23 protein-coding genes are annotated in these 26188 nt (G+C 75.9%); 11 read left to right on the top strand and 12 right to left on the bottom strand.

The annotated features are described in order from the left end of the window. Positions 1 to 82 precede the first annotated feature (82 nt). Positions 83 to 388: a DUF5133 domain-containing protein gene (locus ACZ5FU_RS20990; protein WP_451527680.1), complete on the top strand. Its 306-nt coding sequence runs from the start codon at positions 83 to 85 to the stop codon at positions 386 to 388. 21 nt (positions 389 to 409) lie between these two features. Here ACZ5FU_RS20990 and tgmB read toward each other — a convergent pair whose 3' ends face one another. The 3 genes from tgmB to ACZ5FU_RS20975 form a co-directional block, all read right to left on the bottom strand. Further along, positions 410 to 1396, bottom strand: coding sequence for an ATP-grasp ribosomal peptide maturase (tgmB, locus tag ACZ5FU_RS20985; RefSeq protein ID WP_451778176.1), 987 nt, complete (start codon positions 1394 to 1396; stop codon positions 410 to 412). 14 nt (positions 1397 to 1410) lie between these two features. Continuing rightward, on the bottom strand, positions 1411 to 1602 hold the full coding sequence (gene tgmA / locus ACZ5FU_RS20980) for a putative ATP-grasp-modified RiPP (protein WP_451527682.1): 192 nt from the start codon (positions 1600 to 1602) through the stop codon (positions 1411 to 1413). A gap of 213 nt (positions 1603 to 1815) precedes the next feature. Continuing rightward, the gene (locus ACZ5FU_RS20975; protein ID WP_451527683.1) at positions 1816 to 2097 is read right to left on the bottom strand and encodes a DUF1232 domain-containing protein; all 282 of its coding nucleotides are present in this window, start codon (positions 2095 to 2097) and stop codon (positions 1816 to 1818) included. A gap of 284 nt (positions 2098 to 2381) precedes the next feature. Between ACZ5FU_RS20975 and ACZ5FU_RS20970 the strand changes: the two genes are divergently transcribed. Then, entirely contained in the window at positions 2382 to 3605 is a 1224-nt protein-coding gene (locus ACZ5FU_RS20970) for a hypothetical protein (RefSeq protein WP_468836398.1), read from the top strand. Between the two features lie 76 nt (positions 3606 to 3681). Here the strand turns inward: ACZ5FU_RS20970 and ACZ5FU_RS20965 are convergent, their stop codons facing one another. From ACZ5FU_RS20965 to ACZ5FU_RS20950, 4 genes are all read right to left on the bottom strand, one after another. Then, complete coding sequence (locus tag ACZ5FU_RS20965) at positions 3682 to 5787, bottom strand: xanthine dehydrogenase family protein molybdopterin-binding subunit (protein ID WP_451778180.1); 2106 nt, start codon at positions 5785 to 5787, stop codon at positions 3682 to 3684. Then, the gene (locus ACZ5FU_RS20960) at positions 5784 to 6797 is read right to left on the bottom strand and encodes an FAD binding domain-containing protein (protein ID WP_451527686.1); all 1014 of its coding nucleotides are present in this window, start codon (positions 6795 to 6797) and stop codon (positions 5784 to 5786) included. The genes ACZ5FU_RS20965 and ACZ5FU_RS20960 overlap by 4 nt, the downstream gene beginning before the upstream one ends. Continuing rightward, the gene (locus tag ACZ5FU_RS20955; RefSeq protein WP_451527687.1) at positions 6794 to 7354 is read right to left on the bottom strand and encodes a 2Fe-2S iron-sulfur cluster-binding protein; all 561 of its coding nucleotides are present in this window, start codon (positions 7352 to 7354) and stop codon (positions 6794 to 6796) included. Before ACZ5FU_RS20955 ends, ACZ5FU_RS20960 begins: the two co-directional genes overlap by 4 nt. 112 nt (positions 7355 to 7466) lie before the next feature. Beyond that, a complete protein-coding gene (locus tag ACZ5FU_RS20950) occupies positions 7467 to 8612 on the bottom strand; it encodes a hypothetical protein (protein ID WP_451527688.1) in 1146 nt (381 codons plus the stop codon). A gap of 1015 nt (positions 8613 to 9627) precedes the next feature. Here ACZ5FU_RS20950 and ACZ5FU_RS20945 point away from each other — a divergent pair. After that, complete coding sequence (locus ACZ5FU_RS20945) at positions 9628 to 10128, top strand: roadblock/LC7 domain-containing protein (RefSeq protein ID WP_451527689.1); 501 nt, start codon at positions 9628 to 9630, stop codon at positions 10126 to 10128. Positions 10129 to 10205: 77 nt separating this feature from the next. On the opposite strand, the gene ACZ5FU_RS20940 is transcribed toward ACZ5FU_RS20945, so the two are convergent. Continuing rightward, positions 10206 to 10802: a hypothetical protein gene (locus tag ACZ5FU_RS20940; protein ID WP_468836402.1), complete on the bottom strand. Its 597-nt coding sequence runs from the start codon at positions 10800 to 10802 to the stop codon at positions 10206 to 10208. Between the two features lie 605 nt (positions 10803 to 11407). Between ACZ5FU_RS20940 and ACZ5FU_RS20935 the strand changes: the two genes are divergently transcribed. Both ACZ5FU_RS20935 and ACZ5FU_RS20930 read left to right on the top strand, forming a co-directional pair. Beyond that, the gene (locus tag ACZ5FU_RS20935; RefSeq protein ID WP_468643345.1) at positions 11408 to 11536 is read left to right on the top strand and encodes a hypothetical protein; all 129 of its coding nucleotides are present in this window, start codon (positions 11408 to 11410) and stop codon (positions 11534 to 11536) included. Then, positions 11533 to 11787 (top strand): hypothetical protein, encoded by a 255-nt coding sequence (locus ACZ5FU_RS20930; RefSeq protein WP_451527691.1) that lies wholly within the window; start codon positions 11533 to 11535, stop codon positions 11785 to 11787. The genes ACZ5FU_RS20935 and ACZ5FU_RS20930 overlap by 4 nt, the downstream gene beginning before the upstream one ends. A 125-nt stretch (positions 11788 to 11912) precedes the next feature. On the opposite strand, the gene ACZ5FU_RS20925 is transcribed toward ACZ5FU_RS20930, so the two are convergent. From ACZ5FU_RS20925 to ACZ5FU_RS20915, 3 genes are all read right to left on the bottom strand, one after another. Further along, positions 11913 to 13277 (bottom strand): FAD-dependent oxidoreductase, encoded by a 1365-nt coding sequence (locus ACZ5FU_RS20925; RefSeq protein WP_468836406.1) that lies wholly within the window; start codon positions 13275 to 13277, stop codon positions 11913 to 11915. Positions 13278 to 13449: 172 nt separating this feature from the next. Next, positions 13450 to 16143 (bottom strand): SpoIIE family protein phosphatase, encoded by a 2694-nt coding sequence (locus ACZ5FU_RS20920; protein ID WP_451527693.1) that lies wholly within the window; start codon positions 16141 to 16143, stop codon positions 13450 to 13452. A gap of 341 nt (positions 16144 to 16484) precedes the next feature. Continuing rightward, on the bottom strand, positions 16485 to 19061 hold the full coding sequence (locus ACZ5FU_RS20915; protein WP_468643348.1) for a SpoIIE family protein phosphatase: 2577 nt from the start codon (positions 19059 to 19061) through the stop codon (positions 16485 to 16487). 359 nt (positions 19062 to 19420) lie between these two features. Here ACZ5FU_RS20915 and ACZ5FU_RS20910 point away from each other — a divergent pair, with 359 nt between their 5' ends. Continuing rightward, positions 19421 to 20275, top strand: coding sequence for a DUF72 domain-containing protein (locus tag ACZ5FU_RS20910; protein ID WP_451527695.1), 855 nt, complete (start codon positions 19421 to 19423; stop codon positions 20273 to 20275). 84 nt (positions 20276 to 20359) lie between these two features. On the opposite strand, the gene ACZ5FU_RS20905 is transcribed toward ACZ5FU_RS20910, so the two are convergent. Continuing rightward, positions 20360 to 21040 carry a lipoprotein gene (locus ACZ5FU_RS20905; RefSeq protein WP_451527696.1) on the bottom strand — a complete coding sequence of 227 codons (681 nt, stop codon included), beginning with the start codon at positions 21038 to 21040 and terminating at the stop codon, positions 20360 to 20362. 462 nt (positions 21041 to 21502) lie between these two features. Here ACZ5FU_RS20905 and rpmG point away from each other — a divergent pair, with 462 nt between their 5' ends. The 5 genes from rpmG (at position 21503) to ACZ5FU_RS20880 (ending at position 26111) form a co-directional block, all read left to right on the top strand. Beyond that, positions 21503 to 21667 (top strand): 50S ribosomal protein L33, encoded by a 165-nt coding sequence (gene rpmG / locus ACZ5FU_RS20900; RefSeq protein WP_451527697.1) that lies wholly within the window; start codon positions 21503 to 21505, stop codon positions 21665 to 21667. Between the two features lie 83 nt (positions 21668 to 21750). Next, entirely contained in the window at positions 21751 to 21873 is a 123-nt protein-coding gene (gene ykgO / locus ACZ5FU_RS20895; RefSeq protein WP_451527698.1) for a type B 50S ribosomal protein L36, read from the top strand. Positions 21874 to 22194: 321 nt separating this feature from the next. Further along, positions 22195 to 22731 carry a cysteine hydrolase family protein gene (locus ACZ5FU_RS20890; RefSeq protein WP_451527699.1) on the top strand — a complete coding sequence of 179 codons (537 nt, stop codon included), beginning with the start codon at positions 22195 to 22197 and terminating at the stop codon, positions 22729 to 22731. 254 nt (positions 22732 to 22985) lie between these two features. Further along, positions 22986 to 23933, top strand: coding sequence for a hypothetical protein (locus tag ACZ5FU_RS20885; RefSeq protein ID WP_468836414.1), 948 nt, complete (start codon positions 22986 to 22988; stop codon positions 23931 to 23933). Positions 23934 to 24128: 195 nt separating this feature from the next. Continuing rightward, positions 24129 to 26111, top strand: coding sequence for a DUF1996 domain-containing protein (locus ACZ5FU_RS20880; protein ID WP_468836521.1), 1983 nt, complete (start codon positions 24129 to 24131; stop codon positions 26109 to 26111). The last annotated feature ends 77 nt before the right edge of the window (positions 26112 to 26188 follow it).

Here is a 26188-nt window from a genome sequence, read left to right as displayed (position 1 = left end):
AGGGTGACACGCGCCCCATCCGCGCATGAATCGCCCCGGTCCGGGCACACGGAGCCCACCACACCTGGAGAAAGGGGCGCTCGTGATCGTTCCGGACCCGAAGACCGTCAGGACGCTGCTCACCCGCTACGCCACGCTGAGGATCGCTCAGACGGAGCGGGAGACGCCGCAGACGGCCCGCGAGTTGGAGGACGTCACCTACACGCTGTGCGTCCTCATGGCCACGTCCGACGTCCGTGAGGCGGTCGCCGCCGCGGACGCCCTGCTCGCCGCCGGGGCGCCGTCGCCGACGGCCCTGCTGCCCCAGCAGGAGAAGGACGTGGCGAAGGAGGTCACGACGAGGGACGGCGAGCGGGACGAGGAGAGCGGCCTGTCCCTGGCGGTCTGATCACGTCGCCCCCGGCCCGGCTCACGGCACCGCGCAACCACAGCGGTCCGCGTGCCGGGCCGGCCGTCGCGGGGGAGTCCCGGCCAGCCAGTGCGCGATGGCGTGGGCGATCGGCTGACCGGTGTCCACCTCGACGAAGCCGAACTGGCCCGCCTGGTTGCACTCCAGGAACCACCACGTGCCGTCGGCGTCCTCCGCGAAGTCGAAGGCCCCGTAGGCCAGTTCCGCCTCGCGCAGGTAGGTCCGCACGGCCTCCGCCAGGCGCGGCGGGACGTCGACCGGGCGCCACGGCGCGGTGGACGGCGCGAACCGTACGTCCACCACCTCCGGGTCGTCGTCGGCGCCGGCCGCCTTGCGGGCCGCCAGTAACCGGTCGCCCACCGCCGTCAGCCGGATGTCGGCCCGCTTGGCGACCCGCCGCTGCAGCAGCGTCGGGCCGTAGGCGACGGCGGCGAAGTCGGTGCCGGGCGGGACCCGGGTGGTGGGCACCGCCCGGGGCGGGTCCTGCGGGTGCGCCCCGGACACCGGCTTGACCACCAGGTCGGGGTAGCGCTCGGCGAAGTCCCGCGCCGCCTGCGGGAACGTCGTGATGAGCGTGGCCGGCACGGGCAGCCCGCTGCGCTGGGCGAGCCGCAGCTGCCACGGCTTGTGACGGGCCCGCCGGGACGCGTCCGGATGGTTCATCCAGCGCGCCCCACCGCCGCGCAGCATCCCGTACAGCGCCTGCGAGGCCTCCTCCGTGAGCCACGCGGACGGTTCGGGGGCGCGGGCCGCCGCCGTGCCGGGCCGGCGGACCCACACCGAGCGCAGCGAGTCGATGCTCACCAGCCGCCCCGCGGACGACAGATGGCCCCGGAAGGCGCCGTGCACGTACTCCCCGGAGAGCGCGACGGAACCGGTCAGGTCGGCGGGATCGAGCCGCACGACGGGAACGCCGGCGGCGTTCAGGTGCACGACCACCATGTCCGCCGTGACGTCCTCTTCGCTGGTGAGGATGAGCACGGTCATCTCGGCCGCCGCGCTCAGTCGTCGAAGTGCGTCTTGGAGCCCGCTGTGGAGGTCGTCGTACCGAGCTCTCTCAGCAGGGCGTGGTCGCGGGCGGCGATCCGGCCGTCGAGGAGCACGTTCAACTGCATTCCTGGGTCGTAGGCGTACGGAGTGGTGAAGTCCAACTCCGCCGCCGGGCGTGCGTAGTTGAGCGCGAACGGTTGCATCGTCTCTCCCTCGTCGGTACTGCGTCGATCAAGCGGTGCCGCCGTGCGACGTCACTCGGGCCCGCTGCTGTGGTGCGACCTTCAGTCACTTATACGAATCGAACGCGTGGTTGGTTTCCTTACTCTCCGTGATCGCCGCCGGGTCGGGTCGGGCACGGGGAGCTGAGCAGGGGCGATGAGCCTCGTACGGGGTGAAAACGTCTTCCCGGACGGTCAGTCGGCGGTGTCCGCGTGACCGGGGGCGCGGCGCAGGGAGCGCAGGGCGAGGAGCAGGACGCCGATGTCGTCGAGGTAGACCGGGTCGGGCAGCAGGTCGGCCGGGAGGACGAAGTACGCGACCGCGCCCCAGAACACCCAACGCGGTCCGGTCGGCAGACCCGCCTGCCGCAGGCCGCGCCGGGCCCGGACCAGCCGCACCATGACGGTGGCGGCCACGGCGAACAGCGCCACCGCCACCACCGCGGCGACGGTCACGAGCGTGGTGGTCGCATCCACGGGCCCTCCCTGTGTGCGGTCCCTCGCGCGGTGTGTCCGGTGGTTCCCCGACTGTCGGTTTCCCCGTTCCCCGGTGCCGGATGCCCCGTCGGGGAAGGGAAATCGCGCCGATCGGGTGGCGTTCGACACGGCCGCGCGCCCGCCCCGGCCGGCTGCCGGGCGCTCACACGGTTGCCGCGTCCGGGTGGCGGCGGCGCCGGGGGTCCGTCGTAATGGTCAGCGTCACGCGGCGTGTCACATCCGGGGGCGCAGGTGGCGGCCGCAGCCTGCAGAGAGAGCCAAGCATGATCACCCGCTCCGTACGGCAGCCCGTCCCGGACGATGCCGTTCCGCCCCTTTCGCCCTCCACCGGCGCGGACCGCGCCTCGTCGTCGGCGGCCGGCGCGCCGGCCCCGGCCGAGGACGTCCGCACCGCCTACCCCGACCCCGTCGACGGCCTGCTGCACGCCGCCGCGGCCCACCGGCCGCTCGAGGACGTCGTCCGCCTCGTCGCCCTGCTCGAGGAGTCCGAGGAGGGCCGGCAGGCCGCGGCCGACGTGCTGCGGGCGATCGGCACGGACCGCCCGGTGGAGGACGTCGCCCGTCTGGTGGCCGTACTGTCCCGGTCGCCCCACGACGCCGGGCACGCCGACCACGTGATCCGCGCCGCGGCCGGGAGCCGGCCGGTCGAGGAGGTGACACGGCTGATGACGCTGCTGTACCGGGAACCGCTGGAACGGCACTGCGGCGACGAGGCGGTCCGGGCGGCCGCCGCCCACCGGCCGGTCGAGGAACTCGCCGAACTCGTCGCACGGCTCGCGCGGCACCGCCGGGAGGGGGCGGCCGGCCCCCGGCCCGTCACCGGACCGGTGCAGGCGGCCCCCGAGGAGCCCTCGGCCCCCTCCGACGCCGTCGAGAGCCCGGCGCGCGTACCCGTCGGGCCGTCGACCGCACCTGCCCGGCTGACGGTCGTGCCCGTCGAGCGGTCGGTCGTGCCCGTCGGGTCGTCGGGCGCGACCGTCGAGGCCCCGGCCCGCCGGGTACTCGCGTTCGCTTCCGCGCCGGCACCCGCCGTCACCGCGCCCGCCCCGCCGCCCCCGCCGGCCTGGACCGCCCGGACGGACCGGGCGGCCGCGGTGACGCTGGCGCTGTGCGGCGTCGCCCACATCGCCGTGCACCGGCAGGGCGTCTCCGTCGGTGCCCTCGCCGCCACGCTGGCCCTGTCCGGGCTCTGCCTCCTGCTCTCCCTGGCGCTGCTGCGCCGGCCCGCCCTGCCGCTGCTGGTGCCGGGCGTGCTGGTGCCGGCGGTCTTCGCGGGCGCCCAGGCGTCCGTGGGCGGCACCGACGTGATGGGGCTGCTGCCGCTCGCCGGGGCCACCCTCGCCCCGCCGTGGATAGCGGCCCCGGTCGCCGTGACCACCGCGGTGACCGCGGCGGCGGCGCTCCTCGTCCGGCTGCGGGGCGACCGGCGGACGGCCCCCGCCCGGGAACCCGACCGCGCGGCCGCGGTCCTGCCCGTACGGGACTGACCCGGCACCGGCCGATCGCCCGCCCCGGCCGCCCGCCCCGCCCGCGCGGACGCACGCGGCCGGGGCGGGCGCCGCCTCAGCGGCCGGACTCCGACAGCGCGGTGAGCACCCGGTCCGGGGTGAGGGGGAGTTCACGGAAACGGACGCCGGTCGCGTGGTGGACCGCGTTGCCCACCGCGGCGGCCGTGCCGACGATGCCGATCTCCCCGATGCCCTTGCTGCCCATGGGGTTGAGGTGCGGGTCGTCCTCCTCGACCCAGTAGGCCTCGACGTCCGGCACGTCGGCGTGCGCGGGCACGTGGTACGACGCCAGGTCGGACTCCGCGAAGTCGCCGAAGGAGGCGTCCATCGTGCTGCCCTCGGTCAACGCCATGCCCAGGCCCATCGTCATGCCGCCGACGAACTGGGAACGGGCGGTGCGGGCGTTGAGGATGCGCCCCGCCGCGTACACCCCGAGCAGCCGGCGCGCCCGCACCTCGCCGGTCACCGTGTCCACGGCGACCTCCGCGAAGTGCGCCCCGAACGCGTGCCGGGCGTACCCGGTGTCCGCGTCGGCGGTACCGGTGGTGTCGGCGTGCTCGACCAGGCCGTGCTCGGACACGGGCCCCGGGAAGGCGGCCAGGCGGTGCGCGAGCCGCACGCACGCCTCGTGCACCGGCCCGCCCCAGGACGCCGTACCGGAGGAGCCGCCGGCCAGCGGGGCGGACGGCAGGTCGCTGCTGCCGAGCCGGACCCGGACGCGCTCCAGGGGCACGTCGAGGGCGTCGGCGGCGATCTGCGCGAGGACGGTACGGGCCCCGGTGCCGATGTCCGTGGCGTTGACCTCGACGAGGAAGCTCCCGTCGGGCAGGGCGCGGGCCGCCGCGGTCGACGGCGACACCAGCACCGGGTAGGTGGCCGCGGCCACGCCCGTCCCGACCAGCAGCGGGCCCCGCCGGCCGGAGCGCGGCCGCGGATCGCGCCGCTCCCAGCCGAACCTGCGCGCCCCCTCACGCAGGCACTCGACGAGGTGACGGCTGCTGAACGGCCGGCCGCTGTCCGGCTCCGTCTCCGGCTCGTTGCGCACCCGCAGCTCGATCGGGTCCACGCCCAGCTCCGCGGCGAGTTCGTCCATGGCCGACTCCAGCGCGTACATGCCCGGCGCCTCCCCGGGCGCCCGCATCCAGGAGGGGCTCGGCACGTCGAGCGGCACCACGCGGTGCGCCGTACGGCTGTGCGGGGCGGCGTACATGACGCGGCCCGGTACCGCCGCCTGCTCCACGAACTCCTTCACGCGGGAGGTGTGCGTGGTGACCTCGTGGTCCAGGCAGGTCAGCCGGCCGTCGGCGTCCGCGCCGAGGCGCAGCCGGTGCAGGGTCGGCGCCCGGTGCCCGACCACCGAGGGCAGGAAGCGTCGCGGCAGGGCGACCGTGACCTGCCGTCCGGTGTGCCGCAGGGCGGCCATCACGGCGAGCACCACGTCCGGCCGGGGCGTGCCCTTGGAGCCGAAGCCGCCGCCGACGTGCTCGGCGACGACGGTGATCCGCTCCGCCGCCAGCCCGAACAGGGCGGCGAGCACGTCCCGTACGGTCGTGGTGCCCTGGCTGGAGGTGTGCACCGTCAGGTGCTCCCCGTCCCAGCGCGCGGTGCTGGCGTGCGGCTCCATGGGGTGGTTGTGCAGCGGCGGCACCCGGTAGCCGACGTCGACCCGGACGGCCGCGGCCGCGAACGCCTCCGCCGGGTGCCCGCGTTCGCGGACCGCCGGATACCCGCCGTTGGCCTCCTCGGGCACGTAGGCGTCCGGGTGCGTCGCGGACAGCGCGACGTCGTGCGGCTCCGCCGCGCAGTCGACGCGCACGGCGCCGGCCCCGTCCCGCGCGGCCTCCGGGCTGTCCGCCACCACCAGGGCGACGAACCAGCCCCGGTGCGGCACCCGGGCGTCCTGGAGCACGGCGAGGGTCGGATCGTCCGGCTCGGCGAGCCGCGGCGCGTTCTCGTGGGTGAGCACGGACACGACGCCGGGCAGGGCGAGCGCGCCCGAGGCGTCCACCCCCGTCACCCGGCCGCGGGCGACCCGGGCGGGCACCGGACGGGCGAACAGCCGCCCGGAGGCGGGGAACTCGGCGGCGTAGCGGGCGGTCCCGGTGACCTTCTCGCGGCCTTCGCGGCGCTCGGCCGGAGCGCCCGTGGCGGGGGTCCTCACGCGTCCTCCCCGGGTCGTGGTGCCGGGCCGCCGCGCGCGAGCCGGTCGAGGACGTCGACGGCGAGACCCCGCGCGAGGGGCACCTTGTAGGCGTTGCCGGGCAGCGGCCGGGCCTGCTCCAGTTCGAGGCCGACGGCACGCTCGCACGCCGCCCGGGTCGGCGCCGCCCCCACGAGCGCCTCCTCGGCCCGCCGGGCCCGCCAGGGCCGGTGCGCCAGCCCTCCGAACGCGATCCCCGCGTGCGCGACCACGCCGTCCGACACCTCCAGGACCACCGCGACGGAGGCCAGCGCGAAGGCGTACGACGCCCGGTCGCGCGCCTTGCGGTACGCGGACGGCATCCCGGCCGTGGCGGCCGGCAGCAGGACCGCGGTCACCAGCTCGCCCGGCTCCACCACGGAGTCCCGCTCCGGGTGGTCGCCGGGCAGCCGGTGGAACTCCGCCGCGGGCACCCGCCGTACGCCCGCCAGGCCGTACAGCTCGACCTCGGCGTCCAGCGCGGCCAGGGCGACCGCCATGTCCGAGGGGTGGGTGGCGACGCAGTGCTCGGAGTGGCCGAGCACCGCGTGATCGCGGTGCACCCCGGTCAGGGCGCCGCAGCCGCTGCCCGGCTCCCGCTTGTTGCAGGGCTTGGAGACGTCCTGGAAGTACGGGCAGCGGGTGCGCTGGAGGAGGTTCCCGCCGGTCGTCGCGGCGTTGCGCAGCTGGCCGGAGGCACCGGCGAGCAGCGCCTGCGACAGGACCGGGAAGCGCTCGCGGACCAGCGGATGCGCCGCCAGGTCGCTGTTGCGCACCAGCGCGCCCACCCGCAGCGAACCGTCCGGCAGCTCCGTCACCCCGTCCATGGGCAGCCGGGTGACGTCGATCAGGGTGGTGGGCCGCTCGACGCCGAGTTTCATCAGGTCGACGAGGTTGGTGCCGCCGCCCAGGTAGCGGGCGCCGGGGTGGGAGGCGTAGGCGTCGGCGGCCTCGGCGAGACTGCCGGCCCGTACGTAGGCGAAGGATTTCACCGGATCACGTCCTCGACCGCGTCGACGATGCGGGGATACGCCCCGCACCGGCACAGATTGCCGCTGAGCCGCTCACGGATCTCGTCCCGGTCGAGCGGCACCGGGCCGTGGACCGGGCCCGCGCCGGTGACGTGCGAGGGGTGGCCGGCCTCCGCCTCGGCGAGGGCGCCGACCGCGGAGCAGAGCTGCCCCGGCGTGCAGTAGCCGCACTGGAAGGCGTCGCGTGCCAGGAAGGCCCGCTGGAGCGGGTGCGGCTCCTCGCCGTCGCCCGACAGTCCCTCCACGGTCGTGACGTCGCAGCCGTCGGCGGCCACGGCGAGCAGCAGGCAGCTGTTCACCCGCCGGCCGTCGACCAGGACCGTGCAGGCGCCGCACTGGCCGTGGTCGCAGCCCTTCTTGGCGCCGGTGAGGTCCAGGTCCTCCCGCAGGAGGTCCAGCAGGACGCGCCGGTGGTCCACCGTCAGGGTGTGCGGTTTGCCGTTGACCCGCAGGGTCGTCTCGGAACGGTACGGAGGCGGTGCGCCGGCGTCGTGCGCGGGTTGCTGCTCGCTGCCCATGTCGTGGACCCCTTCGGAAGACCCGTCGTGCGATGGGGACCGCGTATCCAGCGGACGCCGCCCGACACGTCCCGGAGGGCCAAAAACGGCCTCGTCGCCCGCCGGACAGGCCCTACCCCGCCTCGTCGCCCGCCGGCCCCCGCTCCCGCGCGCCCTCGGCCGTGGCCGGGCGCAGGCCCTTCGCCGTCTCGCGGAGGCGTTCCAGGGTCCGGCCCAGCTGCTGGAACGGCGAGCCGGCGGGTCTGGCGGCCGGCTGCGGGGGCTCGTCGGGCCCGGCCGCCTCCCGGTAGGCCTTCAGCGCCTCGTGCGCCTGTTCGGCGGCTTCCCGGTACAGGTCGCGGGACTGCGTCATCGCCTCCAGTGCCTCCCGGTACCTGACCACGAGGGCGCGCTCGCGGGCCAGCTCCTCCTCCGGCGTCAGCAGCCGCCACTCCTCCCGCAGCGCGGTCAGCGCGGCCTCGCCGCCGTCCGGCAGCGACGTGGGCAGGGCGGCGAACCGGTGCACCGCGTCCAGCAGCTCGGTGGGGTGCGTGCCGTCCAGGAAGACGCTGCGCACCGAGAAGTCGGCGGCCTCGTACCCGGCCGGGGCCGGGGACCCCGGCAGCACCAGCGCGCCGCCGCGGGGCAGCTCCACGCCCGACTCGCGCAGCGCCCAGTTCGCGGTCCGCAGCTGGTGCGGCGCCGCGCGGTGCTCCACCACCCGGTGGTGCAGCCCGGGCGGCAGCAGCCGGATCAGGGAACGGCGGCCCCGCTCGTCGGGGGTCATGGCCTCGTGCACCAGCACGTCGATGGTCCAGGTGTCGCGCTGGGCGCCGCGCAGCACCCGCCGCAGTTCCTTGTCGTCCGCCGGGAGCGGGCTGACGTCGAGGTAGCGGCCGCCGGCGACCGTCTCCTGACCCCACGGGGAGTCCTCGTCCCAGGGCCAGAACATGGCGGCCGGCGACGGCCAGCGCAGGTCCCACGGCCGCTCCGCCTCCGCGACCAGCGTCCATTCCTGCCCGCGCCCGGACCACTCGCCGAGCGTCAGCCGGGCCCGCACGGTGATGTCGTCGAGCACCTGCCAGCGGGCTTCGAAGACCAGTTCGCCCTCGGCGGTGTCGGCGTCGGGGACCTCCAGGAAATCCTGGAGCCTGCCGGCGTCCTTGAGGGATCGGAGGTTCTTGCGCAGGACGTCCGGCGCGGTCGGCCCGGTGTGACGGCCGCGGGTCAGCCACACCGTGGAGGGCGTCGGGACCGGGACGGTCGGGGAGGTGAGCATGAGTCCCTTCGTGAGGAGCGAGGGCGACGGGGGAGTGCCAGTATCGCCGTCGCGACGGGCGGGTGATCGAGCGGGGTCGGCGCATATCGGGTCGTGGTGCGCATTCCCGTCCGGGCCCCGCGCCACGCGCGGAGTGGGGCATCCGGGCGACGCCCCGGCGGGGGCGGGCGGCGGGGCCCGGCCGACCGTACGCAGGAGGAACACCCCGACGACACCCGATCTCACAGGGCGGACCGCGCCGGTGACCGCCTCGGTCTCGCGTCCCGGCCCGGGGGCTCCGTTCGGGGCCTCGGCCTGCTGGGACCTCGGCTCGATGCCCGGTCCAGGGGCTCCGCTCGGGGTCCCCGTCCGGCGCCTTGCCCCGGGGTCTCCGTCCGGCGCCTTGCCCCGGGGTCTCCGCCCGGGGCTTCGGCGCGGTGACCGCCGCCGGTCCCGCCGCACCGGATCGTCCGGCCGGGGGAGACCGCCGGCCCCGTCGTCCGCCTCGTCCCACCGCCCGCCCCATTTCGCCGTGCACCACCCGCCGTGCGCTGCTCGCCACTCGCCACTCGTCATGAGCTGCTCGCCGCCTGCCGTGCGCCGTGCGCCGCGCGCCGTTCGCCTCCGTGAGGGCGGGCGGCGTGCCGCGCGCGGGCGGCACGCCGACCCGGTGCCGCCGTGATCCGCGCGCGGTCCGTACACGGCCCGTACGCGAGGTGTGCGGCGTCCACCGCCGGACGCGGACGCGCACCCGTGGTGCGCGCCGCGGCGGCCGCCGCCGATCGACCCGGCGGACGGTCCTCACCCGCCGTCCGCGTCGGGGCGGGCCCGTTCCCGTGCCCGCGGCAGCCCTCGTGCGGAGCCCGCGGACCGTTCACCGGAACCGGGCCGCATGTTCCAGAGGAAAATGCCGAAGAGCCCACCCGGGACCGCCACTTTCCGTAACCTCGAGGTCACGCCCCGGTGGCCGCCCGCCGCCGGCCCCGCCGGACCGGCGACCGCCGCGCCGCCGACCCGCGCCGAAAGGAGACCGGTCATGGCCGTCGAGGCCGAGGTCCTGAACGAACTGCACCGGCTGCGCTCCCGCATGCCCCTGCTGACGGGGGCACTGGCGGCCAGCGTCGACGGACTCGTCCTCGCCCAGGACATGCCCGGCGTCCAGCCGGAGGGCCTCGCGGCCCTCACCGCGGCCGCCCTCGGCGTCGGCCACCGCATGGTGGACCTCACGGCGCGGGGCGAGTTCCGCGAACTCCTCGTGCGCGGGGCCGGGGGATACGTCGCCACGTACGCGGCCGGCCCCACCGCCGTCCTCACGCTGCTCGCCGACGACCGCGCCAACGTCGGCCGTCTGCACCTCGAGGGCCGGCGCAGCGGCGCCCACATCGCCGGCCTGATGGCGGCCCGGCCCGCGCCGCGGCCGGCGCGCCCGGCCGTCCCCACCGTCCCGCCCCCGCCCGAGAACCGTCCCCTGGGCGCCCTGCCGATGCGCATCCCCCGGCAGCTCGGACCCCAGCGGGGCTCGGAGCACGGCGGCTGAACCGGGCTCGGGCCGGACCGCGGAGCGGCCCCGCGTCCTCACCTCACGGCGGCCCCTCACCTCTTCGTGGAGCAGCCCTACGCGCCGCCGCCCCCCGCCCGGCCCCGGCGGCGGTCGGCGCCGCGCCGCCGGCCCACGGCCCGTTCCGCACCGCCAGGAGCCGCGCCGGGCGCGCTGAAGCCGCCGGGCACCAGCCGCGGCGGTGCCGCGGCCGACTCCGGGCCGACGTCCGCCACCCGGCCGCCGGCCGGATCCGGGCCGCCCGCGCGGGCCGCCGGCGGCGCGGCACGGCCGATGACGCGGGTGTGCGGCATCAACGCGGCGCAGGCGGAGCAGACCTCGCTGAGCGTCCACACCTGGCCCACGGCCGGATCGTGCCGCAGCACCAGCAGGACCGCGCCGGCACAGACGACCCGCGTGTCCTCGTGCAGGGCGCACCGCTCGCGCCGGCACCCGCAGGCGGCGTCGTGGCGCACCGACGCCGCCCGGGCGTGCGCGGCGGCATGGGCTTCGGCGAAGCGGCGCAGGGCCGTGAGATCGCGCGAGCGCGACGGCATCGCGCACGCGGAGGAGCAGGTGACCGACGCGGTGCGGTCCCGGTGCCCGACCACGCGGATGGTCCAGGAGCGGCCGGGACGGCGGGCTGACGGCGCCTCGGGGTACGTTTGAGCCAAGACCTGATTCCTTCATGCGACGCGGGCGGGAAGAGGGGGAGGGCACTGCGCTCCGGTTCCGGTACGGACCACCGGAGGCGACCTCGCCCAGAGCATGCCCGCACCCCGACCACGCCATTCCCGCCGAGCCCGTACGGCGGGTGCACGGGAGGTCGCGCCGGGGCACGGGCGGGCGCGCCCTGGGTGTGTCGGCCCGCCTCGACAGCCCTGTGGGTCGGCACACCCAGCCCGGAGCCGCCCTTCCGCGGGCACGGGGGGATCCGACGGACGGGTCGTGGACGCCCGGTCCGCGCGGGTCGCGCAGTCCGCCCGGACCGAACGGCCCGGCGGCGGGGAGCGGGCCGGGTGCGGCGGGCCCACGGCCTCGTGCCGCACCGCGGCGTCCCCGTGAGGAGGCGCGGCCCCCGGATCCGTACCCGCCCGGGCACGGCCCCGAAAGCGCCCGCACATCGCGCGAGCGCGCCCCGCCGGAGGGCGTCCTGAGCGGGTGCGCCCCGCGGGAGGGCGTCCGCGGAACCGGTCCGCGACCGCCTCCACTTGCGGCACGTCCGGCGCGGCGTTTCGGTTGAAGGGACCCGTCGCCGCACCGGGAGCCACTCCTGTCGATGCCGTCGCCGGGTGGTGCTCCGTCCGGCGGCCCGCGCGTCGCCGAGGCGCGGGACGACTCCCTCCGGCGCACCGCGCGCAGCGGCCGCGCGGACGTGGCGGAGGAGAAGGAGGGCGAGACGGTATGACGCATCACAAATCCAACCGCGCCGTCGAGGGCGATCCGTACTCCGGCCACGGCAAAGGGCTGCCCCTGCGGCCCGACGAGGAGGAACTCGCGCGGCGCACCGCCCTGGACCGGCAGGAGGCGGGCCTGCCGGACCGGCCCGCGGAGAACCCCGACCTCGTGTACCGGGAGGTGCACGAAGCGGTCGACCAAGCGGTGGACGACGGGATGATCCCGGGAGCCCCCGCCATCCGGCGGACGAGGGAGGACTGAGCGCACAGGGCGGGCCGGCCGGGGCCGGCAGAGGACTCCGGCCGGCCCGCCCCGACAGCGGGAAGGGCCCGCGGACGGCAGTCCCGGACCCTTCCCCGACGATCACGCGCCGCTTCCGCGGCCGGTCAGGCGCCGCTCTCGCGGAGCATGTCCTCGCGCTCGACGATCTTGACGCGCTCGCGGCCCTGCGGCTCGCCCAGCGCCTTCTCCGCGGCGTCCAGCTTGTACCAGCCCTCCCAGGTGGTGTAGCGGACGTCGCGTTCGGCGAGGAACGCGTCCACCGCCTCGGGAGCGGGGGAGGACGGCGTGTGCAGACGGCCGTGGGCGAAGTCGTCCAGCAGGTTCGACACCGTCTCGTTGGCGTCGCCCTTGGTGTGGCCGATCAGACCGACCGGGCCGCGCCTGATCCAGCCGGTGACGTACGTCGACTGCAGGTGCGCGCCGCTCTCCTCGATGACCCGGCCGCCCTCGTCCGGGACCGTGCCCGAGTCCATGTCCCAGGGCAGCTTCGGCAGCTTCTCCGACAGGTAGCCGACGGCGCGGTAGACCGCCGTGACGTCCCAGTCCTTGAACTCGCCGGTGCCCTTGACGTTGCCGGTGCCGTCGAGGGCGGTGCGCTCGGTGCGCAGGCCCACGACCCTGCCGTCCTCGCCGAGGATCTCCGCGGGCGACTCGAAGAAGTGCAGGAACAGCTTGTGCGGACGGTCGCCGGTGTCGCGGATCGCCCAGTTCTCCAGCGTCTTGGCGACCATGTCGGCCTGCTTGTTGCCGCGCCGGGTGGCGATCGAACCCTCGTCGTAGTCGATGTCCTCGGGGTCGACGATCACCTCGATGTTGGGGGAGTGGTCCAGCTCCCGCAGCTCCATCGGGGAGAACTTCGCCTGCGCCGGGCCGCGGCGGCCGAAGACGTGGACCTCCAGCGCCTTGTTGGCCTTCAGACCCTCGTGGACGTTCGGCGGGATCTCGGTGGGCAGCAGCTCGTCCGCCGTCTTGGCGAGGACGCGGGCCACGTCCAGGGCGACGTTGCCGACGCCGAGGACGGCGACCTTCTCCGCCTCCAGCGGCCAGGTGCGCGGCACGTCCGGGTGACCGTCGTACCAGGACACGAAGTCGGCGGCACCGTAGGAGCCGTCGAGGTCGATGCCCGGGATCGACATCTCGCGGTCCGCCATGGCGCCGGTCGAGAAGATCACGGCGTCGTAGAAGGCGCGCAGGTCGTCCAGGTTCAGGTCGGCCGGGTAGTCGACATTGCCGAAGAGACGTATCTGCGGCTTGTCGAGGACCTGGTGCAGGGCGGTGATGATGCCCTTGATCCGGGGGTGGTCGGGGGCCACGCCGTACCGGATCAGACCGAACGGGGCCGGCATGCGCTCGAAGAGGTCGATGGAGACACCGGGCTCGGTGGCCACATCCGACTTGAGCAGCGCGTCGGCGGCGTAGATCCCGGCGGGGCCGGCTCCGACGATGGCTACCCGCAGGGGGCGGGGCATGATCAGGTTCCCTTCGAGCGGTGACAGGTCGACTCGGGGGAAGCCTAAACTGAGGCAAACCTAACCCGGTACGCGGGTCCGGTCTATGGACTCATAAGCGCCGTTTATGGGACGTGGGCGGCTTCGCGGGACGTCCCCGCCGGACACCCCCGGCCCCCGCGCGCCGATCGGTTCAGGGCAGCGGCTGCTCCGCCCAGATCACCTTCCCCGTCGGCGTGTAGCGGGTCCCCCAGCGGTCCGTGAGCTGGGCGACCAGGAACAGCCCGCGCCCGCCCTCGTCCGTCATGGCCGCGTACCTCAGGTGCGGCGAGGTGTTGCTGCTGTCGGAGACCTCGCAGATCAGCGTGCGGTCGCGCAGCAGACGCACCCGGACGGGCGGGCTGCCGTACCGGATCGCGTTGGTGACCAGCTCGCTGAGGATCAGCTCCGTCGTGAACGACAGCTCCTCCAGCCCCCAGCGCGCCAGCTGCCGGGCCACCGCCGCCCGCACCTCGCCGACGGCGGCCGGGTCCACCGGCACCTCCCACTCCGCGACCCGGTCCGCGCCGAGCGCCCGGGTGCGGGCCACGATCAGGGCGATGTCGTCGTCCGGACGGGCCGGCAGCAGCGACTCCAGGACGACCCGGCAGGTGTCCTCGGGCGAGCCGTCACCGTCCCCGAGCGCGGTGCGCAGCCGTTCCAGACCGGTGTCGATGTCCTGCGCGCGGTCCTCCACCAGGCCGTCGGTGTACAGCACCAGCCGGCTGCCCTCGGGCAGTTCCACCTCGGCCGTCTCGAAGGGCAGCCCGCCGAGCCCCAGCGGCGGGCCCGCCGGGACGTCGAGGAACTCCACCCGCCCGTCCGGACGGACCAGCGCGGGCGGCGGATGGCCGGCGCGGGCGACGGCGCAGCACCGGGACACCGGATCGTAGATCGCGTACAGGCAGGTCGCCCCCGCCACGGGCGCGGCGGTGCCGTCGGCCGTCTCGTCCTGGTCGATGCGCGCGACCATCTCGTCGAGCAGCGACAGGAGCTCCTCCGGCGCCAGGTCCAGGGCGGAGAAGTTGTGGACCGCGGTGCGCAGCCGCCCCATGGTGGCCGCCGCGTGCAGCCCGTGCCCGACGACGTCCCCGACGACCAGCGCGACCCGGGCCCCCGACAGCGGCAGCACGTCGAACCAGTCGCCGCCGACCCCCGCCTGCGCCGGCAGATAGCGGTAGGCGACGTCCAGGGCGCCCTGCTCGGGCAGGGTGCGCGGCAGCAGACTGCGCTGGAGGGTGACGGCCATGCCGTGCTCGCGGGTGAAGCGGCGCGCGTTGTCGATGGAGACCGCGGCCCGCGCCACCAGCTCCTCCGCGAGGGCGACCTCCTCGTGGTCGAAGGGCTGCGGCCGCTCCGAACGCCAGAAGCTGACCACGCCCAGCACCAGCGCCCCGGCCCGCACGGGCACGGCGATCAGCGAGTGGATGCCGTACTCCACCACCTGCTCGGTCCGTTCCAGGTCCTGCGCCCGCCAGCCCGGCGACTCGGCGAGCCGGGTCTCCAGCACGGGCCGGCCCTCCGCCAGGCTGCGGGCCTGCGGGGACGACGCCACGAACCGGATCCGTCCGTCCACCGCGTACAGCGGCGCACCCTCGCGGACCGCGCTCACCGCCGTGCGCCGCAGGGTGCCCCGCGTCCCGGGCTCCTCGCCCTCCAGCACGGCGTCGAAGAGGTCGACGCACGCGAAGTCCGCGAACCGGGGCACGGCCAGCTCCGCCAGCTCCTCGGCGGTCCGCGTCACGTCCAGGCTGGTCCCGATGCCCACCCCGGCCGCGTACAGCATGTCCAGGCGCTCGCGTGCCGCCTCCGCCCGGCCGGACAGGGCCCGCAGCTCCGTCGAGTCGCGCAGCGTGGCGACACTGCCGGCCGGGCCGCCCTCGGCGTCGGTGGGCCGCTGGTTGATCGCCAGCAGCCGCTCCCCGACCAGGTGCACCTCGTCGGTCGCCGTCCGGCCGGAGGCGAGCAGCTCGGCGGTGTCGGCGTCCAGGCCCAGATCGAACACCTTGCGCAGCTCGGCGTCCTTCGGCAGGTCCAGCAGCCGGTGCGCCTCGTCGTTGGCGAGCAGCAGGTCGCCCTCGCCGTCGACGATGATCACCCCTTCGCGCACGGAGTGCAGGACCGCGTCGTGGTGCTCGTACATGCGGGTCATCTCGCGCGGGCCCAGGCCGTGCGTCTGCCGCAGCAGGCGGCGGCTGACCAGGGCCGTGCCCCCGGTGGCCAGGGCCAGCGCCACCCCGGCCGTCACCAGCACCAGCGGCAGCTGACGGTCGGCGTCGCCGCCGACCCGGGCGGTGGTGATGCCGGCCGACACCAGCCCCACGACCTCGCCGTCGGCCGCCTTCACCGGCACCACGGCCTGCACCAGCCGCCCGATCGTCCCGTCGACCTCCTCGACGACCGTCCCGCCGGCCTGCGCCGGGGCCAGCGTGCCGACGAACTTCTTGCCGATGCGGTCCGGCTTGGGGTGGGTGTAGCGGATGCCGTCCGGGTCCATGACGACGATGAAGTCGACCTCCGACGCCTCGCGGGCGGCCTCGGCCCGCGGCTGGAGCACGGCCGTCGGGTCGGGGCTGCGCAGCGCCGCCAGGATGCCGGGCGAGTTCGCGAAGGTCTGCGCGACGGCGAGCGAGCGGTTGCGGGCCTCCTCGGTGGTGTCGCGCCGGGCCTGGAGCACCAGGGCGACGACCGCGGCGACGACCAGCAACAGGACGACGACCACCTGCAGGACGAACACCTGCGCGGCGAGACTGCGCCCGCCGAGCGAGCTCTCGGGCGTGCGCCGCACCAGCGGGGCCCGGGGACGACGGGCCGGCCGGGCACCCGATCGCCCCAGGAGTCGGACCATGTGCCATGTCTACACTGCCCGGCCCCGTCAGGCGAGAGGCATCACGCGGGGTGACGGACCGGGGCGGCCCGCACGGCGCCGACGACACCGGTGACGCGGGCCGGTGGCGGCGCCCCCGACGGCCGTCGCGGGGCGGGGCGCTCCCAGCGGCCGGCCCGACTGCCGTCGAGGGGTCGAGGGGCGGGGCCGGGTGACGACGGTGGCGGTCCCGGGGCGGTCGGCGGCACGGCCGATGCCGGAGGCAGGACCGATGCCGGTGGCGCGGGCGGTCCCGGTGGCGCGGGCGGTTTCCATGGCCCGGCCGGTCCTGGTGGTGCCGCGTCGCCCGCGGCGCGGGCGGTCTACGGCGGCGGGCCGCGGCGGGTGGCGAGCAGCAGGGCCATGTCGTCGGGCCGGTCGGGCGCCTGACGGGCGGACGCGGTGAGCCGGTCGGCCAGGTCCGCGAGGGAACGTCCCCGCGCGGCGCCCGCCTCCGCCAGCGCCGCCCGCAGGGTGCCGATGCCGTCGTCGATGTCGTACCCCGGCCGCTCGACCAGCCCGTCCGTGTACAGCGCCAGCACGGCGCCCGGCTCCAGACGCAGCTCCGCCACCGCGTACCGGGCGCGGGCGTCGACGCCGAGCACCATTCCCTCCGGCAGGCCCACGACGCGCGTCCCTCCGTCCGGGTGACGCAGCAGCGGCGGGAGGTGCCCGGCGTTGGCCACCCGGGCCAGACCGGTGGCCGGGTCCAGACGGACGTAGCAGCAGCTGGCGAACTGGCCGGGGTCGAGGTCGATCAGCAGGCGGTTCGTGCCGCCCATGACCTCCTGGGGCGGCCGGTCGCTCAGCGCGAAGGCCCGCACCGCGCTGCGCAGTTGCCCCATGGTCGCGGCGGCCTGCACCCCGTGGCCCTGGACGTCTCCGATGACCAGCGCCAGGCCGTCCCCGGCCTCCACGACGTCGTACCAGTCGCCGCCCACCTCCAGGCCCTCGGTGCCCGCCAGGTAGCGTCCGGCGGTCTCCACGCCCGCGTGCTGCGACAGCCGCCGGGGGAGCAGCGCCTGCTGGAGACCGCGGGCCAGGGCCGCCTCGGTGTCGTAGCGCTGGGCCTTCTCCATCGCGTGGGCGATCAGCCCGGCGAGCGCGGTGAGGACCGTGCGCTCCTCGGAGCTGAAACTGCGCGGGCGGTCGAAACCGAGGATGCACGAGCCGACCGCGCGGCCGGAGGCGATCAGCGGGAGGAAGGCACGGGCGCCCTCCGCCGCGTCCATCGCGATGCCGGGGTAGGCCTCGGCGATCTGCTCCATCGAGTCGAAGAAGAGGGGGCGGCCGGTGGTGAGCGTCTCCACGCCCGGCAGCCGGGCGTCCAGCGCCACGCCCTCGAACGGCGCCAGGAAGCCCTCGGGGAAGCCGCTCTCCCACGCCAGGCGCAGGTGCCTGTCCTGCAGCAGGTAGATGGCGATGCGCCGGCCGCCGAACGCGGGCAGCAGCTCCTGCATGACCACCGCCGACACCTGACGGGCGGTCACCGCCTCCGTGAGCGCGATGGCCAGCGCGATCGGCCGGTACGGCGGGGCCGTCGCGGCGGCGAGATCCGGGGCGGGAACGTCGGCCTCCGGGTCGACGGAGGACCCGGCGGCCGCCGGGACGCCGGCCCCGGCGGCCCCCGGGGCCTCCGGCACCCGGTTCGCCGGGACGGCGGTGCAGGTCAGGACGTCGGGACCGGGGTACACCGCCAGGCTCAGCCAGTCGCCCTCGTACGGGCGCGGGGGCGGGGGCCGGTCGTACCCCGGCCGGCCGCCGCCGTCGTGGGGGCGGGACTCACCGGGGTCGGGCCGGCGGACGTGGAAGTGCACCGGCTCCGGGGACAGCAGCGCGCCGCGCAGGTGTTCCTCGCAGACGGGCTGGTCCAGCCACGGCACGGCGTCCCAGAGGGACCTGCCGAGCAGCCCGCTCGGGGGGACGCCCAGGAGGTGCGCGGCGCGGGGGTTGGCGTAGACGACCAGCCCGAGCCGGTCCAGGCAGAAGACGCCCTCGGGCAGCAGGTCGGCGGCGCCGTCGGCCAGGGCGCCCGGACCCGGGTCGAACAGCACCCCGCTGACGGGAAGCGGGCCGCGGACGGGTGCCACCGTGCCGGAGGGCCGCAGCTCCAGCAGGCGCAGGCCGCCGTCGGCCAGGCGGAGCCGGACGGGCCGGGGCGGGGGCCGGCCGTGGGCGGTCTCCCGCAGCAGGGCGGGCAGCCGGTGGGCGTCGGCCGGGTCGACGGACCGGGTCAGGACGGACGGCGTGCCCGGTTCCCGGTCGGGGGGAAGACCCAGCAGGGCGCGGGCGGGACCGTCGGCGGTGACGGCGTCCGTCGCCGGGTCCCAGGTCAGGTGGCCGAAGCGGCCGGGGGGCCGGTCCGCGGCGGGCGGGCGGACGCACAACGGTTCGCCGTCCCAGGTCACGCCGTCGCCCGCCGCGTCCCTCCGCAGCAGGGCGACGCCCAGGTACTCGGCGACGCGCTGCAGGCGGTCGCTCTCGGCCAGCACCGCCGCGGCGTCGGCGGCGGCCGGCCGCAGCACGGTCATCACCCCGAAGGTCCGGCCCGCCGCGCCGACGGGCACGTTGAGCGTCCCGAACTGGAACGGCAGCCCGGCCGCGAACTGCGGATAGCGGCGCATGGCCTCCGTGGCGTTGGCGAGGACCACCGGGACGCCCAGCCGGTAGGCGTCGGCCACCGGGAACGGGCGGTCCACCGCCACCCGGTCCCACGGACGGAACAGGGGGCCGGGCAGACCCGAGAGGACGGCGAGCCGCAGGAGTCCGGGCGTGCCGGAGCACAGGTACAGGCCACCGGCGCGGCCGCCCGCGGTCCGCAGCCCGTCCGCCACGGCCCCGGCCAGCAGCGAGGCCGGCGGAGCGGGCGGTTCCCGCCGGTCCCCGGCGCTCCCAGTCATCGACCCACCTCGTCCGTGCGCCGCCCGGAGGGCGACACAGCAAGAATGCGCCCGGCGGGGACGGATGTGCATCCGCGCGGAGGCGGCGGCGGGGGCTCCCGCGGACCGGGGCGCCGGGCGGCGGGCCTGTCGGGCCGCCGGGCCGCGGGTCCACCAGGTCGCCGGCCCACCGGACCGCCGGTCCATGGGTCCGTGGCTCCGCCGGGCCGCCGGGCCGCCGGGCCGCCGGGTCGCCGGGCCGCCGGGCCGCCGGGCCGCGGGTTCATGGCTCCGCCGGGCCGCCGGGCCGCCGGTCCGCCGGTTCGTCCCTCCGGGGGAGTCCGGCGGCTGACCTCCTCCGTCCGGGGTAACCGGCTGCCATGGGAGAGATACTGATCGGCTCCTGTTCGTGGACGGACCGGGCGCTCCTCGGCAGCGGCTGGTACCCGTCCGGACGGCGGGACGCGGAGGGGCGGTTGCGGCACTACGCCGAGCACTTCCCCCTGGTCGAGGTCGACGCCACCTACTACGCCCTGCCCTCCGAACGCACCAGCCGGCTGTGGGCGCAGCGCACGCCGGACGGGTTCGTGTTCGACGTGAAGGCCTTCTCCCTGCTGACCGGCCACCCCACCCGCTCCGCCGTGCTGCCGCCGGGGCTGCCCGACGACGTCCGCTCGCCGAAGGCGCTCGACGAGGTGTGGCGGCGCTTCTCGGACGGCATCCGGCCGCTGCGCGACGCGGGACGGCTGGGTGCCGTCCTGTTCCAGTTCCCGCCGTGGCTGCGCCCCGGCCCCCGGGCGGACGCCGTCCTCGCCGAGTGCCGCGAGCGCACCGCCGGGTGGCCGGTCTGCGTGGAGTTCCGGCACCCCGACTGGTGGCACGAGCCACGACGGCGTACCACCGAGGACCTGCTGCGGTCGTACGGCTTCTCCGCCGTCGCCGTCGACATGGAGCCGTCGCTGCCGTCCGCGATCCCGCCGGTCACGCCCGTGACCTGCGAACGGCTGGCGGTCGTACGGTTCCACGGCCGCAGCCGTGCCTGGGGGACCGGCAGCAAGGAGGACCGCTTCCGGCACGAGTACACCGACGGCGAACTGCGCGCGTGGGTGCCCAGGGTGCACGCGCTCGCCGGCCGGGCCGAGCGGGTGCACGTGCTGTTCAACAACTGCTGCGCCGACGCGGCGGTGCGGGCCGCCGCCCGGATGCGCGAACTCGTCGCCGCCGGGGAGACCTGACGGGAGCCGAGGGCGGGAGGGCGGCGACCAGCGGGCGGGACGAGGGAGGCGGGAGGACGGACGCGGGAGGGCCGGCGGGCTCCGTCAGGCGGTCACCTCGAGGCTTTTCTTGGCCAGTTCGTACGCCGGCAGCATCGCCTCGTGCTCCTCGGTGTCCATGCCCCCGAGGTGGACGACGACCGGGCCGTCGGGCGTGCTCACGGCCAGGGCGCGTTCCTTCTTCGTCTCCTCCAGCAGCTCGCTCGTCGTGGTGTACTCCACCTCCGTGCCGGAGAGCGAACCGGACGTGAACGAGCGGTACTCCGCCCCGCTCGCCCCCTCCTCGGCGGTCACGAAACCCTCCAGCACGGCGCGGGCGTCGGTGTCACCGGGCCGGCCCGTCCACACCCGGAGGAAGCCGAGCTTGCCGGCCGGCTTGGCGTCGACCTCGCAGGCCATGGTGACCCGGCCCTGGTGCAGGAACGCGTCGGAGAGGTCGTCGACGAGCTCGTTGCCGGTCTCGCCCTGTTGGGAGGCCGCGTCGATGGCCTCGGCCTCCCAGAACTCGGCGATGTCGAACGTGACGGGCAGCTCACAGGCCGATCCCGCGGCGCCGATGCTCTCCCCGCGCGCCGCGACCTCGGCGCCGGCCGACGCCTTCGCCTTCGCCTTCGTGCCGGAGGAGTCCGGGCCGTCGCCCGAATCCCCGCACCCCGCTGCCGCCAGCCCCGTCACCAGGGCCGCCGCCACCAGGCCCCGCCATCCGTTCCCCACCCCGAAGCGCACCGCTGTCCCTCCTCCGTTCGAAACCGGTTTCCTGTTCGACACCGGCGGAGCACTGTAACCGAGGCGGGGGCGGTGCCGGAGGGGCAGGCCGGTACCGCCGCGCACGCCCCCTCTCCCGCACGCCACCGCGCCCCACTCTCCCGCACGGCGGCCGCCGCCCTCCTCGCCGACGCCGTCCTTGCCCGCCGCCCGCCCGCGCCGGACGCCATGGAGGTGGTGTGCGGCAGGGCTCCGCTCCAGATCGCCGCGCCGGTCCCGGCGGTCGTGGGAGGAGTCCCGCCACACCGCCCGTGCCGCCGGCCGCCACGCCGCCCGTGCCGCCGGCCGCCACGCCGCCCGTGCCGCCGGGCCGGGCCGGCCGCGCCCCGCCCGGCGCGGGAATGCCCCGTCCCCCTCCGCTGTTGTACCGCGCGACTGGCATGCACCGCTCAATGAGGGCGATGCCGGTGAAAGGAGGCCCCCATGGCACGCAGCACGGCGCGCCCCGTCGTCACCCTGAGGTCCACGGCCGGTACCGGCGCGACCTACGTGACCCGCAAGAACCGCCGCAACGACGCCGACCGCCTGGTCCTGCGCAAGTACGACGCCGTCGTCGGACGGCACGTCACGTTCCGCGAGGAGCGCTGACCGAGGACCACCGGCCGGGAGCGCGCCCGCCCGCGACGGTGCGGGCGCGCCGGCCCGGAGACGCGGCACAGGAGGAGGCAGTCATGAAGGTGCGCAGTTCCCTGCGCTCCCTGAAGTCCAGGCCCGGAGCGCAGGTCGTGCGCCGGAAGGGGGTCACCTTCGTCGTCAACAGGAAGGAACCCCGCTTCAAGGCCCGCCAGGGCTGAGGCTTTGTGGCGGCCCGGTGGGCCCGGGTTCCGGCACCGACCGGAACCCGGGCCCACCGGCCCGTCCGCCGCCGGTCACCCGCTCCGTCCGCCCGCCGCCGGTCACCCGCTCCGTCCGCCCGCCGCGCGGACACCGCGCGGCCGTCCTACGGTGGAGGAGCGGCCGGTTCCCCCGGGAACCACGGCCGTTCCCGGCCGGCGCCGACTTCCCCCGTGTCCGATCCGGCCGGGACCCCCCTTGCCACCGGCAACGCCGAGCCGGGCCGCCCCGGCCGAGAGCCGCTCCGTGGCATTCGCTCCCGGAGGGGAACTCCCGCACGCATGGGCAACACCGCACTGATCGTCATCGACATGATCAACACGTACGACCACCCCGACGCCGACCTGCTCCTGCCGTCGGCCCGCGAGGTGGTCCCGGCGGCGGCCGGACTGCTGGAACGGGCGCGCGGGTCCGGCGTCCCGGTCGTCTACGTCAACGACAACTTCGGCGAGTGGCGTTCCCACCACGGCGAACTCCTCGACACGGCGCTCTCCGGTCCGCACGCCGGCCTCGTCGAGCCGCTGGTCCCCGACGGCGATTCCCTCTTCGTGGTCAAGGCCCGGCACTCGATCTTCTTCGACACCCCGCTCGCCTACCTGCTCGACCAGCAGGGCGTCGACCACCTCGTCCTGTGCGGCCAGGTCACCGAGCAGTGCGTCCTGTACTCCGCGCTCGACGCCCACATCCGCCACCTGGAGGTGACCGTCCCGCGGGACGCGGTCGCCCACATCCACGCCGACCTCGCGGACGCGGCGCTGCGGATGATGGAACGCAACATGGGAGCGGAACTGTGCGACAGCGGGGAACTGTGGAGCTGACCCACGTCCGGGGCACGCCTTCGGCGGCACGACCGCGCGGGACGACCGCCCCGGTGGACGGCGCCCGGCCGGTCCGGACCCGGCGTTCTTCCTGATCACGGCTCCGGAGTGATCCCGGAAGGCCTTCTCGGCGTCTACATGGGCGTACGACCCGGCGCGCGGGTCCGGCCCCCGGGCCGGCGCCGCGCGCCGGGTGCCGGATCCGGCCGTGCGCTCCCCGCGCGCGGCGAGCGGTGGGGGAGACCTTGAGGACCGTGCGTCCAGGACAGGAACGGCGGCGCGGCGCCGGTGAGGGCCGTGCCGTGCGCGGCGGCGCGAGGGACGGGCGGCCCGGCGCGGCGGCCCGCGTCACCGGCGCGGGCGCGTTCGTCCTGCGCACGCTGCGCGCCGAGGCGGACGGCATCGTCGTCGACCCGGTACGGCGGCTGCTCCGGCGCGGACCCGCCGGGCTGCTGCTCGCCGGTGTGGCCGTCGGGGGCGTCATCTTCTTCCACGCCCTCGCCCAGCGGCCCGCCGGGGCGGACGTCGTGCGTGCCGTCGGCGGCGTCCAGGGCGACCTCCCGCTGTGGCTGACCCTCCTGCGCACCCCGGTCTCGCTGTACGTCCCCGCGCTCGACCTGCCGGTCTGGGCCGGCATCACCCAGCTGTTCCTCGCCTTCGCGCTGGCCGAGAACAGCATCGGCCGGGCCCGCACCCTGGCCGTCGCCTACGCGACCACGCTGGCCGGCACCCTCACCGCACGGGTGATGATCATGGCGGGGCCGGACCGGTGGGGGTTCGGTCTGCCGCCGGAGGCCGGACAGGTGCTCGACACGGGCCCGTCGGCCGCGGTCGTGGGCCTGTTCACCTACATCTCCGTCGTCCGGCGGGCCCCCGTCGTCTTCACCCTCACCGGCGGCTCGATGGTGTGGGAGTCGGTGGCCAGGCCCAACCTCGCGGGACGCGAGCACCTGATAGCGGTGGCCGCCGCGATCGTGCTCGGCCTGCTCCACGGCCGACGACGCCCCGCCCGGCTCCGTGCCCGGCTCCGTGCCTGGTTCCGTACGTGGTTCCGGGTCCGGTCGCGTGCGTGGTCCCCCTCCCGCGCCTTCGCCGGCCCCACCGCCACGGGCGAGCCGACCGCCGCCCGCGAGACCGTCGCCCCGGCCGCCGCGAAGGGTCCCCCGTCCAGGGCCGAAACCCGGATACGTGTGGATGTCTGAGAAACTCCCATGAATTTCCGGGGCGGTTGAACACTCCCGGGTCCGGCTGCGTACAGGGGCACGGGGATCTCATGTCCTTGCCGCCGACGACGTTTTTTGGAGCACTTCGTGGGAGACAACAGGCGCAGGCGCCCGACGGGCGGACGACGGGCGACGTTCGCCGCGGTCGCGCTGATGCTCGGCGGCGGAGGACTGATGGCCGTGAACGTCTACGCCTCCGCCACCGAGGGCGGTCAAGGGCCCTGGACGTCCGGTTCCGTCACCATCGACTGTCCGGACGTGGGCAGCCGGCTGACCTCGGTCCCGGAGGCCGCGGGTGAGGAGGTCGACCGCGAACTCGCCCTGCTGGACCAGCAGACGGCCGCCGCCTACCGGCAACTCCAGGACTCCGCCCAGGCCGTGCGCGACGACGCCGGCTTCGCCGACAACGCGGTGATGAACCCGTTGAAGGAGAAGCGCGCCGCGACGATCGACCGCATCGGGATCGCCATCGACCGCGTGGGCGACCGCCCCGAGGGCCTCGCCGATCTCGCCGCCTGCACGCTGCGCACCGCCGACGACAAGGCGGGCGAGGAGGCCGGGGACGGCCAGGACCAGGGAGACGGCGAGAACCAAGGGGACGGCCAGAACCAAGGAGACGGCCAGAACCAGGGAGACGGGCAGCAGGGCGGAGACGGGCAGCAGGGCAACGGCGGCGGGGGCAACGGCGGCCAGGGCGGCGGGGGCAACGGCGGGCAGGCGGGCAACGGCCCCGTGGCCGCCGACTTCGCCGACATCACGTCCGTGCAGCCCTCCGGGCAGGCCGCCGACCCCGGCGCCGGCCCCTCCAAGGGCACCTTCGCCACCAGCTGCGGCGTCAACGCCAACGGCGTCTTCAACTCCGACAACGTGATCGTCGCGCCCGGCGTCACCAACGGTGCCCACCACTTCCACGACTACGTGGGCAACCAGGCCAACGACGCCTTCGCCTCGGACGGAGACCTCGCCGACGCTGAGACCACCTGCGTCGACCAGGGCGACAGGTCGTCGTACTTCTGGCCCGTGCTGCGGCTGCAGAACGGCGCCCAGGAGCAGGACGCCCAGTCCCCCGGCGGCGGGGTCGAGGGCAACGCGGGCGAGATCGTCACGCCCAAGGAGGTCACCATGACCTTCGTGGGCAACGCGCGCTCCACCGTCACGGCCATGCCCCGGCTGCTGCGCATCATCACCGGCGACGCCAAGGCCTTCGTCAACGGCACGGCCAACGCCAACGCCTCGTGGAGCTGCACCGGCTTCGAGGACCGGCAGCTGAAGGACAAGTACCCGGTCTGCCCGAACGGCAGCGACGTCGTGCGCACCTTCCGCTTCCAGAGCTGCTGGGACGGCAACAACATCGACAGCGCCAACCACCGCACCCACGTGGCGTTCGCCGCGGCGGACGGAAGCTGCCCGGCGGGCTTCAAGGCCGTTCCGCAGCTGGTGCAGCGCATCGTCTACGACGTCGACGCGCCGAGCCTCGAGGACGGCGGCCGCACGACCCCGCTGTTCGCGGTGGACTCCTTCCCCGAGCAGCTGCACAAGCCGGTCACGGACCACGGGGACTTCATCAACGTCTTCGACGAGGACCTGATGAACGAGATGGTCGCCTGCATCAACGAGGGCCGCACCTGCGGCGCCGGCACGGGCGGCGACAACGGCGGCGGCGACAACGGCGGTGCCGACAACGGTGGTGCCGACAACGGCGGCGACAACGCCGGTGGCGCCGACAACGCCGGTGGCGCCGACCAGGGCGGTCAGAACGGCGGCCAGGACCAGGGCGGCCAGCAGCCCCCCGCCCAGAACACGGAGGAGCCCGGTACCGAGCCCGCCGCGGGCGGCGCCGGCTCCGTCGACACCCCCCGCACCGCGGAGCCCCGCGTCGACACGAAGCCGACGGCCGGGTCCACCGGGCCGGCGGCGGAGATCCCCGCCCAGGACACCGGCGCCGGCGCCGTGGGCGAGGTCGGCGCCCCCGCCACGGCCCCCGAACAGAGCCCCGTCGCCGCGGACACGGGCGACACCCCGCCCCCCGTCCCCGCACCGCAGGCCCAGGGCGGTCTGGCCGACACCGGCGCCGACCTGTGGCCGGCCGCCGCGGGCGCGCTGCTGCTGATCGGCGGGTTCGTGCTCCTGCGCCGCTCCGCCAAGCGCGCGTACTGAGGTTCCGCCGGACAACCGCCGCGCACGGGCACGAACGGGTGCTCCCCGCCGCGAGAGACCGCCCCGCCACCGGGCCG

The organism is Streptomyces sp. NPDC031554, from assembly GCF_055580685.1.
This window is presented reverse-complemented; position numbering and strand designations above follow the sequence as displayed.